This is a genomic window from Lunatimonas lonarensis (assembly GCF_000390185.1).
GTDB classification, from domain to species: Bacteria; Bacteroidota; Bacteroidia; order Cytophagales; family Cyclobacteriaceae; genus Lunatimonas; species Lunatimonas lonarensis.
The window spans coordinates 59991-75115 of the sequence record NZ_AQHR01000025.1; the positions used below are offsets into that span (position 1 = coordinate 59991).

Annotated in this window: 13 protein-coding genes; 7 read left to right on the forward strand and 6 right to left on the reverse strand. The window is 46.5% G+C overall.

The window, feature by feature from the left end:
* Positions 1-5 precede the first annotated feature (5 nt).
* From ADIS_RS03795 to ADIS_RS03815, 5 genes are all read right to left on the reverse strand, one after another.
* Positions 6-2798 (reverse strand): CHAT domain-containing protein, encoded by a 2793-nt coding sequence (locus tag ADIS_RS03795; protein ID WP_035804579.1) that lies wholly within the window; start codon positions 2796-2798, stop codon positions 6-8.
* Positions 2791-4200, reverse strand: coding sequence for a S8 family serine peptidase (locus ADIS_RS03800; protein WP_035804580.1), 1410 nt, complete (start codon positions 4198-4200; stop codon positions 2791-2793). The genes ADIS_RS03795 and ADIS_RS03800 overlap by 8 nt, the downstream gene beginning before the upstream one ends.
* Before the next feature lie 205 nt (positions 4201-4405).
* Complete coding sequence (locus ADIS_RS03805) at positions 4406-4993, reverse strand: hypothetical protein (protein WP_035804583.1); 588 nt, start codon at positions 4991-4993, stop codon at positions 4406-4408.
* Between the two features lie 81 nt (positions 4994-5074).
* Positions 5075-5620: a hypothetical protein gene (locus ADIS_RS03810; RefSeq protein WP_010853010.1), complete on the reverse strand. Its 546-nt coding sequence runs from the start codon at positions 5618-5620 to the stop codon at positions 5075-5077.
* A 132-nt stretch (positions 5621-5752) separates the two neighbouring features.
* Positions 5753-6004, reverse strand: coding sequence for a hypothetical protein (locus ADIS_RS03815; RefSeq protein WP_035804585.1), 252 nt, complete (start codon positions 6002-6004; stop codon positions 5753-5755).
* A 183-nt stretch (positions 6005-6187) separates the two neighbouring features.
* Between ADIS_RS03815 and ADIS_RS03820 the strand changes: the two genes are divergently transcribed.
* The 7 genes from ADIS_RS03820 (at position 6188) to ADIS_RS03850 (ending at position 13709) form a co-directional block, all read left to right on the forward strand.
* Positions 6188-7150 (forward strand): arginase, encoded by a 963-nt coding sequence (locus ADIS_RS03820; protein WP_010853012.1) that lies wholly within the window; start codon positions 6188-6190, stop codon positions 7148-7150.
* 127 nt (positions 7151-7277) lie between these two features.
* The gene (argS, locus tag ADIS_RS03825) at positions 7278-9068 is read left to right on the forward strand and encodes an arginine--tRNA ligase (protein ID WP_035804603.1); all 1791 of its coding nucleotides are present in this window, start codon (positions 7278-7280) and stop codon (positions 9066-9068) included.
* A 227-nt stretch (positions 9069-9295) separates the two neighbouring features.
* Positions 9296-9775 carry a glutathione peroxidase gene (locus ADIS_RS03830; RefSeq protein WP_010853015.1) on the forward strand — a complete coding sequence of 160 codons (480 nt, stop codon included), beginning with the start codon at positions 9296-9298 and terminating at the stop codon, positions 9773-9775.
* A gap of 104 nt (positions 9776-9879) precedes the next feature.
* Positions 9880-10791, forward strand: coding sequence for a 1,4-dihydroxy-2-naphthoate polyprenyltransferase (locus ADIS_RS03835; protein WP_010853016.1), 912 nt, complete (start codon positions 9880-9882; stop codon positions 10789-10791).
* A 312-nt stretch (positions 10792-11103) separates the two neighbouring features.
* Positions 11104-11952 carry a universal stress protein gene (locus ADIS_RS03840; RefSeq protein WP_010853017.1) on the forward strand — a complete coding sequence of 283 codons (849 nt, stop codon included), beginning with the start codon at positions 11104-11106 and terminating at the stop codon, positions 11950-11952.
* Between the two features lie 5 nt (positions 11953-11957).
* A complete protein-coding gene (locus ADIS_RS03845; protein ID WP_010853018.1) occupies positions 11958-12314 on the forward strand; it encodes a translation initiation factor in 357 nt (118 codons plus the stop codon).
* Between the two features lie 150 nt (positions 12315-12464).
* Positions 12465-13709, forward strand: coding sequence for a glycosyltransferase (locus ADIS_RS03850; RefSeq protein WP_010853019.1), 1245 nt, complete (start codon positions 12465-12467; stop codon positions 13707-13709).
* Positions 13710-13745: 36 nt separating this feature from the next.
* Here the strand turns inward: ADIS_RS03850 and ADIS_RS03855 are convergent, their stop codons facing one another.
* Entirely contained in the window at positions 13746-14417 is a 672-nt protein-coding gene (locus tag ADIS_RS03855) for an FkbM family methyltransferase (protein WP_162141551.1), read from the reverse strand.
* Positions 14418-15125: the final 708 nt, after the last annotated feature.

The window sequence follows — 15125 nt, forward strand, 5'->3', positions numbered from 1 at the left end:
TTTTTCTATCCCAGCTGTTTTTTCTTTCGATAACCAACCAGTAGATAGAAACCAAGGGCGAGCAAACCGGCCAACCAAAAACGATGCGTCGCACTCCATTGGCTTTCAAATTCCAAGGGTTGGACGTTTCCCAAAACAATGCTACCCCCCCAAAAATAGGGCAGAGCATGCATGGGATCAGTTCCATGCAACATTGACAATTTGGCCTTCTGTAAAGCCACATCCAACGGTAGACCCGCTACCACGTTTTCGTAGAAGGTCTCCGTGAGGGTGTATGTCGCGCGGGAGTCTATTTCCCATAGGGTGGTAACAATGGTGGGAATACCGGCCGCCGCAAAACCACGGGCAAGGCTGAATACCCCCTCTCCCGGGCGAATGTTACCTACCCCTGTGTTACAGGCGGAGAGAATGATCAATTCGGTGGGGAGAGGATCCACCAGCATGAGATCGGACACACTCAACTTGTCGTCGTGAAAATAAAGGTTGCCTTCTTCCCCACCGATCCCAGCATCTGCGTGGGTATACAGCACCACCATGGGATGATCGTAAATTTTGGTCAAAAACTGCTCTTTGGTCGCACTATCATGTAAAAAAAACTCACAGCCTGAGAGGAATTTTTGAAACTTCCCAAGAGAAAAATCCGCTCCTGCCAAGGCGGGCAACTCGAGATGCTCCTGATAGCTCACCGGCGCAAAACCCAGTAAGGTAGGCTTTACCGCTCGCTGGCTTCGAATGGAACGGATAAAAAAACCCGCTGAGTAGGTGTAACTGACCGCATGATCCAACAGTAGGTAGCTGCCGGCTCGTTGCGGATCCGAAACCAGTAGATCAAAAGGCACCAGTTGGTCATCCGGTGACACGATCAACCGTTGTTCCAATTGTCCCAATGGCTCTACCAGTTTACTGTAGAGCCGATAGCTCAGGGTCTGAAACCGATCAAAGCTTCGGTTAAGCTTCTCCTTATCAGATGCCAGTTCAAGAAAACCCTGTATATTTTCTTGATAGCTTTCCATGGGGACCTTTACCAGCTTCTCTTCTCCTGCGGATACCGCCAATATATAAATATAAGCCTGATCATTGTGCTCGGACACCCCGTTGAAATAGGCCAAATAGCTTTGTCGGGCAGCGGCTACCACAGGGCGAAGCGAGGCCAGTTCCATCACATTTGAGCCATATTTGGCCTCAACATACAGCGGATGGGTCGATTCCAGTTCGGTGATGAAGGCCTTTTGCAAGTCGCGCACCCTAAATATCTCCCGGTATACGCTATCATATGCATGGGTGCCCTCCTCCTCCCGGGCTATTTTACTACTCAGTAGCGCCAGCTCCACTTTCAGATGCCTCTCACGTTGATTTTCAGCCTCCGACAGGAATTTGCGGGCATCTGAATCATTCAATTTGTCCTGTAACAAAACAGCCCGACTTTTCTCGAGAAAGAAAAAGGCGGATTCAACGTCATTGAGTTGAAAACAAACATCCAAGGCATAGGTAAACGTAGCTTTTGCCTGCTTTCTCCAATACAGCTTGGATTGGTCGTAGGCATGGCTCCAACGTACGCGATCCATGGCCGCCAACGCGGTCTTAAAGTGCCGCAAAGAAGTCCTGAGATCGGAAGAATCCAGTGACTGGGTGAATTTACCCGCATACGCTCTGCCCAAATTGGAAAAAAAATCCTCAGCGAGCAGGTCATTGGAATAAAGCACGTTTGAGTCGCTTGGGGGCCGGTGACTGTTTCGTTGCGTATCGGCTATTTTCAATCCCTCTATGGCTTCATTCAGGTTGGCAATGGCCGACAAAAAATCTCCATCTTTCATATAGAGCAACGCAATTTTATTCAATAGAATGGGCCTCAGATCCATCCTATGTACCCTATCAAGGATTCGCAGACCCTCCTGGTAGGTTTGGAACGAAGATAAAGGGTCTTTCAAAGACTCCATGAAAAGATCCCCTAGCTTGATCAGGTTTCTTACAGCCCCTTCGTACTCATTGCGACTCAGATACAGTTGAATGGCTTTTTCATAGTTCAACTGGGCCGCTTGGAAATTCTTTTCAGCTAGGTAGTAGTTCGCCTCTACGGATGTTATCAACGCAGCGAGCTCCGGATTTTTTCGCAATATTCGCTTGGCGTGCTGCAGGGATCTATGTGCTGCGTCCAACCGATCGCTCTTGCCGTGCTCCTCTTCCTGTGCCAATTTGGCCTGCGCTACCTGAATATAAAGCAGACCAAGGTATAGGTCTTCCTTTTGGGCAAGCAGAATACCTTTGTTTGCATTGTTTTGGCTTTCTTGGTAATCACCTGCATCGTAATGGTAGGCAGCCAGCTGTTCGTAAATGTGAACGCCTATGGATCGCTTTCTGTCAAATCGTTGGCTATTTCTGATACAGCTATCTGCAAAAACAAGAAAATCAGAACCCAACCCATGTTGCATATGAAAAAACGCCAAATTGAAATAACTATTTACGATCATGGACGGATCCGCAGCGGAGGGCCTGCGATGGCCCTCCAATGCTTCCTTAAATAACTCCAATGACCTATTGAACATTCCGCTCTGCCCGAAATAGGTAGCCAGTCGATGGCAAAGCTCACCATAGAACCCTCCGTCAACCCCTATCTCCTCTACATACCGGAGACGAAATTGCTCCAACTCCTCAAATTTGCCAGTGCTGTGCTCGCTAGATAATAGCACTCTTAGCTCTCCCTCCCAGTCGGTGGTGACCTGCCAGGCCAGTACCATACCAACATGGCCCATCCAGCAAACCAAGCAGAAAACCACTCTACACATGGCATTTCTATCCATTGTCGCCCAAAGTTTGAACCTCCCCATTGGAAAGGTTTAGGACCCTTCCGCCAATCACTCCTTCGGCAAGTGCGGAGCTGTTGGAAAACATAGCGGCATCCCCGTATTCCAATACGCCCAGTTTACTTCTGGCAGGCTTATGATCAAACAACATTTGGGGAAGTTTAGCAGCTAGAAATCCCGTAGCAACCGCACAGGCCACCGACGATCCCTGTAGGTAGCAAGGACTTCCCGATTCCGTACCAAGCGGAAGACTAAAAACGTACCTTTCTCCAATCTCCCTATCGCAGGGTACACCGAAGTCAACAAAGAGGTTGGATCGCGCTTCTGAGGGAGAAACGTGTGTCTTGTCCTTTGAAACGGTCGCAGCCACCATAACGCCCATCGCAGGATGATCCGACCGCTTTCCAAACTTTGCAGGATAAAACTTCCTTGTCGGATCCTCCATGTATACATTACCGGAAACAGTCACCATCATGGTGCCTGCCTTGGCCAAATCCCGTTGTATAACGTCCTTTAATATACTGTAGCTTTCCGGGTCTGTGGCCGGAAAGGCCCAGCTTGCATTGATGAAATGGGCACCGTAGTACTTTGCATAATGGATGGCGCGATAAATATCATCCAAGTTGCCGAGGCCATTGGCATTGTGTGTCTTCAGAACCATGATCTTTACCGCATATTCAGAATTCCGGAACTGATTGATGATATAGGCGGCCATCATCGTGCCATGCAATTGCGGGTGTTCATCCCTAAGGTCCATGGTTACCGGATCGCCAAGATATCGAATACCGTCCCTGGTTTGAACCTGAGGCTCTGGATCCACGACAAAATTCCTTCCATGCACCCCGGAAGTCGTGTCGCCAATCAGCTCAGCGGCATTTTCCACGTCGGGATTTACCCATAGGTATTCCGAAGGGATCAATTCTGCCACTATTCCGGTATCCAACACCGCCACAATGATTTCCTTTTCCTTCCCACTATTCAATCCACCCTCCAATTCATTCAAGATATCGGGAGAAAGTTCCTCAATGCGATTGCCCTCTTCATCTACACAGCATTCATCTGCTCCAAAACAACCACATCCAAACGAATGCTGAAAGTGAAGAATGGAGGATTTTTCGGCAGGGCCACCCCTCATCGAATTTACCAAACTTCTATGACTGGCTGACCTTGTTTTAAGAATTACCAGATCGTCTGGAAAATACTCACTCTCTAGGATGGTTAGGTCAGAAAGAACTTCAGGGCTGTTAGTATCCCAAGTGTACTTAATTTCCTCAATTTTTAACTGCCTTGCACTTGATAACGAATGGTAACGGACTGGCTCTAGTCTGAAAGCCACCAAACAATTATCCAACGGGCTGCTCGGATTGCCATTAGGCTCAAAATTTCCTTTAGGAGACATGGTTTTTGTAGTTTAGGGTAGAAGATAGTTTTTGAAGGAAAAATTTAGGTACTATAAAATCGATTTTATTTTGTATAATACTAGTAAATATATTCCAAAAAACAAATTTTATTCCTGAAAATCTATTTTTTTCGACATAACTTGGGCTTTCTGTTAGAATAAATAGTTGCTTTCGACAGAAAGAGGGGGTATTAAGCACCCCTCTTCACCACGATCGATCCGTATCTATACTTAAAGTGGAACTAGAGGCAGCTATACCATTCGAAATTGGCCGTCTTTGCAGAGCCTCTTCGGTGGTGATAGAAACCACTGGCATGCGGATCAAAACCCCTTTGTACACCTCTCCCGGCCCCTGCACCAACCGTAATGACAACATTCCATCGTCAATCTTGACCAACGCATACACTGACTGCTGCTGCCAACCCGATCCAGGTAACCTGTAGTAATTATCCCGGCTATCCACCAACACCACTTCGTATCGTTCTGCCTGCAAATGGACCAAGTTACCCAAATCGATATGAACCTCGGTATGGAACCGAAAATCTATCATACCAGTAGCGAAAACATGTGCAATCGAGTGCCTGTTTAAACCTGAGGCTGGCGGTGTCGCCAGTGCGCTCAGAACCGGAACAAAGCTGGCAGGACGGTTCAGATCCGGTTCGGTTGACTCCTTCAGGATGCTGTCTATCCGGTGCTGACCATCGTCCCACATACAGGAGACAACGATACCCATCAGAAAAAGGGTGCCTAACAATCGGAATTGAAAGGATAAGGAATGCCTGTTACATTTCATGGCTAAACGTGTTTTAGTGAATTTCTATGTCTATATCCGAGTGGTAAAGGCAGTGTTACCCTATTATTTGAAAAATTTCGATTATTTTCCTACAAACCCATAATATTCAACTACTTGCAGGTAATTTCGGAAATCAATGGAAGAAATCGGATCCGCATCAGCCGATCCACTTATTGCAAGTACACGGATTTTTGTAATGGGGCTGCAGCGGAGCCTATCTTCTCTAGGTAATAAAAACACCCGCGCCCAACCCGCAGCGTAGCTGCTAAAGACACGCCAAAAATCCCTTCCGCAGAGGCTCCTTCCCGGTGCAGCAAACCAGCCTTGGCTTCCATACATAAAAACCCGAAAGATCGTACCGGTAAAATCCTCGGGATCCATGGGAATGTTCATTTCAACTTCCCCCACGGACTCCCCGTAAAACCCAGGAAAGGTATATAGATGAACCAAACCGGCTTCCTGGGAAAAAGCGACGGAAATGGGTGGGTTTAGTCCAAACCGCTCCGTATCTGCATGGAGAAAATCCCCAACGGAACGGGGCTTAACCAACCTTTCCGATGGATCTCCGTTAGCCCTTCCCGGAGGAAAAACATCCGAAGGCACTCCTTGAGATGAGGCTAACAACATTCCGGCTTGATTTCGTTGCCTTAGCATAAGGGATTAAGCAGGTTCCAACCTGAAACCATTATCAGGTTTATACTAGATCTGAAAAGGCTCGATTTGTTACCCCTGCTTTTAAAAAAAAGGCGGGAATGGATGCTACATTTCCCTATATCCCCTTATTGAGGGATATACTACCCGGGATTGTAGCATTGGTGTTTGGTGAAACTCAATGTCGATTTCATAGATGGGCGAAGAGAAATTCCGTTCAACGGATTCCCGAAACGAAGGGTCTACGGGTAGGGCACTGGCTTTGCTCCAACAATCCAACGTGAACCAGGCTACCAATAGTATCATGGTCAAAAGAAGCAGAGCTTCCAAATAAAAAAACGGTCTTTTGCTCGTTGACATGGGCGCAACAGGTTTAGCGTCTACACCACTATATCCTGTATTCGCAAAAATGTTACTGAAATCTGGACACAAAGATTCGGATAGTTATAGTCTACCCTTTATTCAGTCCAAGAAATAGCCACATAGGCAAAATACACGTATACCTACCAAAGTGAATACCCGGTCAAAAATAACCTTGATTCTATGAACCATGTCAAACGAACCATTAAGCTGGTGGAGGTGCGCTCCGAACTGGCAGCAGGAACCCGGGGAGCGAGCATGGGCATTGATGCGCTAAAGATCGCGAGCCTCGACAAACAGTCCGATTTTTTTACCCGTTTCGAACCCATCAACGTACCGGATGCTAACAACTACCTCTGGAAAAACAACAAGTTTCCTTTTGCCAAACATGCAGACGGGGTCTATGAAGTCATCCAAAACGTGTATGGGACTATAAAAGCGCTACGTGAGGACCACCGTTTTCCGATTGTATTGGCGGGAGACCATTCCACCGCCGCTGGTACCATTATGGGCATAAAAGCAGCCCATCCGAGAAAGCGCTTAGGTGTTATATGGATAGATGCCCATGCAGATCTGCATTCGCCCTATACCACCCCATCCGGAAACATGCACGGCATGCCCTTGGCGATGTGCTTGGGAATCGACAACCTGCCCTGTCGGCAAAACCATCCGGATAGCACAACCCTCTCCTATTGGGACAAGTTGAAAAAAATCGGGGGGTCCGAACCCAAGATAGCCCCGGAAGATATCGTTTTCATTGCCCTGCGGGACACCGAAGCAGCAGAGGACTACCTAATCCATACCCATGGCATGCTCCGTATTTTTGTTGAAAATGTGCAGGAATGGGGCGTGGAAGTCACTAGCCGTCGTGCACTCGAGCGCCTGAGCCACTGCGAACAAATCTACATCTCCTTTGATGTGGACAGCCTGGATAGCCGTATTTCCCGGGGTACCGGTACGCCCGTGCCTGGAGGCCTCAATGTGGAACAGGCCATTGGCCTGAATGCCGAGCTGATCAAAGACAGGCGGGTATGCGCTTGGGAGATCGTTGAGGTGAATCCTACCTTGGATACCGAAAATACAATGGCTGAAATCGCCTTTGATATCCTCGAAGCCACCACTCACTCCTTAGTCAAAAACTTTTAGCTATCCTCCCTATCCGTGATTTACGTGCACTCCCCTGACGCAAATGGAAGGAAAACGTTATATTTGCACCGCTCCAAAAGAGCCAATGGTATTTTATTTTGGGCGTAAGCTGACCGAACTAATTCCTATGGATATCGAAAAACAACTTCTACATCATATTTCCTCTGCCTTTCAGCAATTGTTCAACCACGAAATAGCCCCTGACTCGCTGGCTTTACAACCCACGCGGAAAGAGTTTCAAGGCAATTACACGTTTGTGCTTTTTCCCTTTTTAAAGGTAACCCGGCTATCTCCTGAGGAAAGTGGTAAACGAATAGGCGAATACCTGCGCGAACACGCCGGGCTGGTAGCTGACTACAATGTGATCAAAGGCTTCCTGAACCTGTCCGTTGATGAATCCCACTGGATACGGGTTTTCCAATCCATCTTGGCCAACCCAGATTTTGGACAGTTTGCGCCCAATGGAGAACGGGTAATGGTAGAATATAGCTCTCCCAACACCAACAAACCCCTACACCTGGGCCACCTGCGCAATAACTTTCTAGGCTACGCCGTCTCGGAAATACTCAAGGCCAACGGTTTTGAAGTGATCAAAGCCAACCTCGTAAACGATCGGGGGATACATATCTGCAAGTCCATGGTTGCCTACCAAAAACTTGCCAATGGAGAAACGCCCGAATCCGCCGGCCTGAAAGGTGACCACTTGGCAGGTAAGTACTACGTCCTTTTCGATAAGGAGTACAAAAAACAGATAGAAGAGCTCATCGAAAAAGGTATGGACAAGGAGGAGGCTAAAAAACAGGCTCCTTGGATGCTGGAAGCCCAGCAAATGCTGATCGAATGGGAAAAAGGCAATCCCGAGGTAGTCGATCTCTGGAAAACGATGAACGGCTGGGTCTACGAAGGGTTTGCCGCCACCTACAAAACCATGGGCGTCGACTTTGACAAAACCTACTACGAATCCGACACCTACCTTTTGGGTAAAGACATCGTTTCCGAAGGCTTGGAAAAAGGCGTCTTCTTCAAAAAACCGAACGGTTCGGTATGGGTGGACCTTACCTCTGAGGGACTTGACGAAAAGCTGGTTCTTCGAAGCGATGGCACCTCGGTGTATATTACGCAGGATATGGGAACTGCAGATTTAAAATACCGGGATTTTGAGATAAACCGATCTGTCTACGTAGTGGGCAACGAACAGGACTACCATTTTGATGTTTTGTTTAAGATCATGCGCAAGCTGGGGCGCCCCTACGGAAAAGGATTGTACCACCTATCCTACGGGATGGTAGACCTTCCCTCCGGTAAAATGAAATCGAGGGAGGGCACGGTGGTAGATGGCGACGACCTTATGGCCGAGATGGTGGAAACAGCCAGGGAACACACACAAGAGCTGGGCAAAATTGACGGATTCTCCAACGAAGAAGCAGAAGCACTGTATGAGACCCTGGGCATGGGCGCGCTCAAGTACTTCTTGCTAAAAGTGGACCCTAAAAAGCGCATGTTGTTCAATCCTGCCGAATCCATCGAATTTCAGGGAAACACCGGACCCTTTATCCAATACACCCATGCGCGTATTTCAGCTATCCGGCGAAAAGCAGACCAGATCGGGCTGGAATATGGGCCCAACAGCCTATCCGGTCTCAACTCACTGGTAGAATCCGAAAAAAACCTGATAATCCTGTTGCAGGATTATGAGAAAAAGCTAAAGACCGCCGCGGAAGAATACGCCCCCTCTGTGATCGCGCAGTATCTGTTCGATTTGGCAAAAGAGTATAACCGTTTTTACGCGGAACTTCCTATCTTTAGCGAGACCAAAGGGCAAATTCAATCGTTTCGCGTTGCACTTTCAGTAGAGGTGGCCAAAACAATACGCAAAGGGATGAAGTTACTTGGAATAAACGTACCCGAAAAGATGTAATGGTAATAAGGGTCTGTTATGGGCCGACATTGATTTCATTGCTGGTATAAACGGATATACGTATTGACCATACGACCTAGCAGAAAATATCGGGGTGGTCTATGGATTCTTAAAAAACAATTATAAACCCTATGAAAACACTATTTATCTCACTGACAGCGTTGGCAATGACAGCCTTCTTGGGGAAATCCGCCTTTTCCCCTTCCTCCACTAACCCCTCCAACCCCATGGAAAAGAGCATCTATGAATTTAAAATGAAAGATATCGACGGTAAGGACGTTGATTTCTCCAAGTACAAAGGCAAAAAGTTGCTTTTGGTAAACGTTGCTTCCAAATGTGGCTATACCCCTCAGTATGCTGATCTACAGGAACTGAACGAAAAATACGGGGACAAAGTAACCATTTTGGCGTTCCCAGCCAATAATTTTGGTGGCCAAGAGCCCGGATCACACGAAGACATCAAAGCCTTCTGCTCTGCAAATTATGGGGTAACCTTTCAGTTATTCGAAAAGATTTCCGTGAAAGGTGTGGATAAACACCCCCTATACCGATGGCTATCTGACAAAAACCTGAATGGCTGGAACAATACCGAACCATCTTGGAACTTCTGCAAATATTTTATCAACGAAAAAGGGGAACTGGTCAAATTCTTCCCCTCAAGCGTAAAGCCGATGGATGCCGAAATATTGGCGTTGATCAATGCCTAGGTAGCCACCTTACTTGATACGGCACCCAAGGTCTATTCGATCTTGGGTGCTGTTTTTTTCGCTCATTCCGTTTTGATCTGTATCACCCAGTACCTACGATTCCATTGGACATTTCATTAAAAGATAAACGTCAGGCTTGGCTGCATGCCTTTCGGTTGAGAACCCTGCCCTTGGCCCTTTCAAGTATTTTTCTCGGCAGCATCCTTGCGGCTGGAGATGCCGCATTCCGCTGGGAGATCCTGGCGTTGGCATCCCTTACTACCATACTGCTACAAGTACTCTCCAATCTCGCAAATGACTACGGAGACAGTGTACATGGGGCAGACCATGCACAGCGGGAGGGGCCGATCCGGGCAGTACAATCGGGCATCATCACTCAGTCAGAAATGAAAAAGGCCATGGCCCTGTGTGGTGTATTGGCGTTCCTTTCGGGCATACTACTTCTCTATGTCGCCTTCAGTAGTCTTTGGGTTTTTTTGGGCTTTTTATTGCTCGGCTTGCTGGCTATATTTGCCGCCATCAACTATACCTCCGGCTCCAATCCGTATGGCTATATGGGGCTGGGCGACCTATCGGTGTATCTTTTCTTCGGTCTCACCGGTGTGTTGGGAACCTTTTTCCTCCATAGCGAAACATGGAACAACACCCTTCTTCTTCCGGCCACGTCATTGGGGTTTTTCGCTACGGCTGTATTGAATATCAACAATATACGGGACATCGCATCAGACCAAACCGCAGGCAAGAAGTCGATTCCAGTACGCATCGGCCGTAAAGCGGCGGTCCGTTACAATTGGTTTCTCATACTTGGGGGCAATGCCTGCATGATTCTCTTTGTCCTGCTTTGGGCCGAGCCACAGGCCCTTGCCTTTTTGGTGCTGGTTCCGAGTATGGCATACGTGGGAATGGGAGTACAACGGGCCAAGTCTGCTGCCGATACCGACCCGTTTCTTAAAAAAATGGCCATAAATACACTCCTTTGGGTACTCGCTTTTGGAGTAGGCTATTTACTTTTGTAAACTAATTCCGGCAAAACATTGCCATTTTTGGTTGGTTTTTTGTAGCTTAAACGCATCAATGAATACAATGCGCCGACCGATATAAAGCGTGCGAAAACCAGGATACCATCTTTATCCTTCTACCCGAAAAATGCTCCCCTGCGAGGCGAGGCACCACTTTAATGACAAAAAAAGAAATATAAACACATGAAATCGAGCATGACGCAAGCGACACACACTGGGATGCCCCGATAGCTATCCGGGGCAACCATGCGAGATTGCATCCCGATAAACCGGGACAAGTTCTGACCATTAAAAAACAATTATAGACAGATGAAAAGCATCCTAGTTCCCTACGATTTTTCCCAAGAAGCAGAATACGCCTTTCAATTGGCCCAGGAGTTGGCCGGTAAATCGGCTTGTAAACTCAAGCTGGTCCATGTGATTGAAATCCCCACTACCCAGCATTTCAACACCATGGGTGAGGTAAACATGGAAGATACGTTTGTAGACAAGATCTACATGGCCGAAATGGTGGAAAAGCGAAAGGAACAGATGAAGGCCTTGGAAGAGGCGCATGCTGTAAAACCCTATCAGTTTAGCACCAAGATTTCGTTCGGAAACCCCTATGCGGGCATTGCTTCGGAAATCACCGACATCAAAGCCGATTTGGTCGTCATGGGTTCTAAGGGGTCCAGTGGGCTGGAAGAGCTGCTGATCGGGTCAAACACCGAAAAAGTCGTACGACACTCCAAATGTCCCGTCATCACGGTAAAAAGCCCCATTAAGGCGGAGGGTATCAAAAACATTGTTTTTGCGAGCGATTTCAGCGAAAACAGCAAAAAGGTAATCCACGAGCTTAAAGACCTCCAGGCCCTGCTAGGTGCCGAAATCAGCTTGGTAAAGATCAATACCCCAAATTCCTTCGAAAACACCCTGGTATCCAAGAAAAACATGAAGGCCTTCATCAAAGCGAATGAACTGAGCAACGTAAACGTGGAGATTTTCAATGCCGCGACCGAGGAAGAGGGCATTCTGGAGTATGCCGAAGAAGTAGACGCTGACCTGATCGCCATGGCCACCCACGGGCGCACCGGCCTTATGCACCTATTGGGAGGCAGCATAGCCGAAGATGTGGTAAATGCAGCCAAGCGGCCGGTTTGGACGATGAAATTTAAATAAAAAGCATGACCAAGAAGAAGTCGAACGACTGGAAGAAACGTGACGGGGTGGTTTACTCCACCTCCGACCACTTCGACTACGACTCAAATAAAGATGAGGACCAGGTCACTCTTCCCCCTCAGCAGCAGAACCTACGCGTACAACTGGATAAGAAAGCTAGGGGAGGAAAACAGGTGACGTTGGTAAGCGGGTTCATTGGGAGCGATGCCGACCTGAAAGAACTGGGCAGGGCATTGAAGGTCACTTGTGGTGTGGGCGGCAATGTGAAGGATGGAGAAATCCTGATCCAGGGGGATTTTAGGCAGCAGATCCTTGGATACCTGCAACAAAGAGGCTACAAAGCGAAAAAATCAGGAGGATAGGCAACGCATTTTTTTCGAAACTTGGTACTTGTGCACGATCACAAAGAGATTCTACCAAAGGTCGACCGGCAGGATTCAGACAACGGACAGTGAAACGTTTGTAAGACGTGAAGAACAGGTTCTGGCAATTATAAAAATTCGTTTAATCGGTTGAAATACCTCTTCATCTATACGATATTCCCCGGTCACGTGTACCGAACCTATCCGTTGACCAAGCGGTTGATTGCCGGAGGACATGAGGTACACTACCTTTTCTTGGCAAAAAACGACCCTTCATGCACGTTGCCATCCGGCGCGGAACATGAAACATTAGGCTTACCGCCCATGTATCATGCGTTCCATAAGTATCCAAAAGATAAAACCGAAGCGACGGTGCGGGAGGAGATAACGCAAACCGGATCCGCGCTGATGGAAATGGTAAACGCCCACCAGCCTGACCAAATCCTATTGGATGAGTTCTGCAGCATAGAGCTGTTGTATTTGATTCCGGCTGGTTGGGCTTCAAAAACACAGGTTTTGACGCCCTTTCTCCCCTCCTTCCCAAACTCCCAATTCCCTCCCCAAAATCGATTTGCCTATCCGGGGCCGGAAGTTCAAAAAATCTGGGAAGATGTTATCTCAACGGAGAGTGAAAAATCCAATGCCAACAAATCACTGATCCTTCGTCTATCCCACGAGCAACAGATTCCTGAAAATCATAAAATATGGAATTTCAATCAGCTACATCCGGCATTTAAGGGAATCCGGAAAGTCTACCAACAGGATGCGCTATTTGATTTTGGTGGGCAGCCCATTCGGCCTTGGGAAAAGTATGGAGGCCCCATGGTAGACCTTGCAAGGCCTGAGAAGATTGCCCCGTTGTTGACAAAACTTATAACCGCACACCTTAAGAATAACCCAAAAAACAAATTAGTAACCGTTTCCTTTGGATCGGTCATTCAGAACTACCTAGAAGAAGACACCATCAAGTACATATTCGATCTATTAAATGATCTTGCAGAAAGGTTTAGGCACCTACTATTTATCGCCAAACTCCCCCAAACCATTCAGAACTCGGTAAAAAGAAAAGAACGAAATCTGATATTTGTTCGAAAGTTGCCCCAGTTGGAATTGGTACGAATGTCGGATTTGCTGATAACCCATGGAGGTGGTGGATCTGTCTACGAAGCACTTGGATTGGGTGTTCCAATGTTGGTAATCCCTCCGGGAGAGATTTTTGACCAACCAGGCAACGCAGCACGTGTGGTATACCATCAACTTGGCTTATCTCTACTAACTACCAGTTCAATTGATGCCTTTTGCGACGCGATTTCCGAGTTAACCCAAAACCCGATATACAAAACAAACGCAACAAAGTGGGCGCAACTCCTAAACCTAAAAATGAACGCCTTATAATCAGCCCCTAGCGCTAAGCAAAACAAATGGATCAGCCTAAGGGATCCGTCTGTTGACGATAGTGGTCACATTTCCCCTAATGAAATAATAGAACAATCCAAAAACCTCCATGACTGCTTGAAAAAAGGCCTGACCAGCACCTGGAGCCCGACTGTCATGTACTTCAATCTGGACTATTTTGACCCGCTTGAGCCAACCGGCATAATTCCTCGAAAAAAGTGCGCGCTCCCCTCCTTCTATATCCACTTTCAGCAAATCGATACGTGAAAGACCATATTTATGGACCAAAGTATCCATACAGACTCCCTTGATGGTCCCATTTATCTTATTTTCTTCCATAAAAAAAGTACAGGGATACTTGTATTTGCGATTGATATCCAACTTGGTATCCGAATGCCAGATGCCCGCTTCTTCCAGCTCGATCCCTTCAAGGTGTTGGGTATTTTTGCTGAACAGGGCTATATTATCCTCATCCGGCTCCACCGCTATGATGCGTGATTGGGGAAATTTGCTTTTAACGTACAGCGAAAACAACCCTATGTTTGCCCCCAAATCGACCACGGTCTTTACTGAATAAGGAAAAGGAAGCTTGTACACCTCCGACTCGAAGATTTCTTTGAATACATATCGGTCTCCAACTGAGCCCTTCCTTAAGACACCGGAACATGGAAAATTTATTGAAGTAATCTGTTCGAAATTATCAGCCACAACGTCTATCCCGCTTTTTTTATAAACCGCACATCTATTACTGTAGAAATAAAGATATCTCACAAAATTTCTAAGTAAAAAAAATTCTCCAGAAATAACACTTGGCATCTCTCCTTCTACAATTGTCAATTCCATTTTTGGTTCCAGCTATTATTTCTTTTCCATGATTTTTAGCTGCTAAATTGGTATCAAACAAGTATACTTTAATTATACATATACTTTTTTCAAACTACAATCGGAAAAATAAAACAACAATCTATTGCATCGATCAACAACTAACATTTAAGCTTCAAAAACCCTAAGATAGACTGATTACATTCGGTCAAAATTCTTAAATCTCACTGCCAATAACCACGGATTTACCAGAGAAACAGGATAGTTCAAAAGATCTGACCAACCTCTTTTCATCCATTTTACGAAAACGCTAAACTGAGTCTAAATTAATAACTCATTGACCATCAGACAACAAAGACGATCCTAAGATTCAACATACATCGTTTCCTCGCCAGTATAGGTAAATAGCCCTCCTTCAATTGTTGCCAATTCCATTTTTGGTTCTACCCATTCTTTTTTTTCCATGGTTTTTAGCTGTTAAATTGCCAGACAATTTTTTACCATTAAATATAGGCCAAACCATCGAAATCTACAACTAAAATCGATAGATCCAGGAATTCAGCTTAAAAATAAATTAGCGTGATGCTCTGATTT

Excerpts from the sequence above, each read along its gene's own strand:
- ADIS_RS03795 (WP_035804579.1), bottom strand. The coding sequence starts at position 2,798 with ATGGATAGAAATGCCATGTGTAGAGTGGTTTTCTGCTTGGTTTGCTGG.
- ADIS_RS03800 (WP_035804580.1), bottom strand. The coding sequence starts at position 4,200 with ATGTCTCCTAAAGGAAATTTTGAGCCTAATGGCAATCCGAGCAGCCCG.
- ADIS_RS03805 (WP_035804583.1), bottom strand. The coding sequence starts at position 4,993 with ATGAAATGTAACAGGCATTCCTTATCCTTTCAATTCCGATTGTTAGGC.
- ADIS_RS03810 (WP_010853010.1), bottom strand. The coding sequence starts at position 5,620 with ATGTTGTTAGCCTCATCTCAAGGAGTGCCTTCGGATGTTTTTCCTCCG.
- ADIS_RS03815 (WP_035804585.1), bottom strand. The coding sequence starts at position 6,004 with ATGTCAACGAGCAAAAGACCGTTTTTTTATTTGGAAGCTCTGCTTCTT.
- ADIS_RS03820 (WP_010853012.1), top strand. The coding sequence starts at position 6,188 with ATGAACCATGTCAAACGAACCATTAAGCTGGTGGAGGTGCGCTCCGAA.
- argS (WP_035804603.1), top strand. The coding sequence starts at position 7,278 with ATGGATATCGAAAAACAACTTCTACATCATATTTCCTCTGCCTTTCAG.
- ADIS_RS03830 (WP_010853015.1), top strand. The coding sequence starts at position 9,296 with ATGGAAAAGAGCATCTATGAATTTAAAATGAAAGATATCGACGGTAAG.
- ADIS_RS03840 (WP_010853017.1), top strand. The coding sequence starts at position 11,104 with ATGAAAAGCATCCTAGTTCCCTACGATTTTTCCCAAGAAGCAGAATAC.
- ADIS_RS03845 (WP_010853018.1), top strand. The coding sequence starts at position 11,958 with ATGACCAAGAAGAAGTCGAACGACTGGAAGAAACGTGACGGGGTGGTT.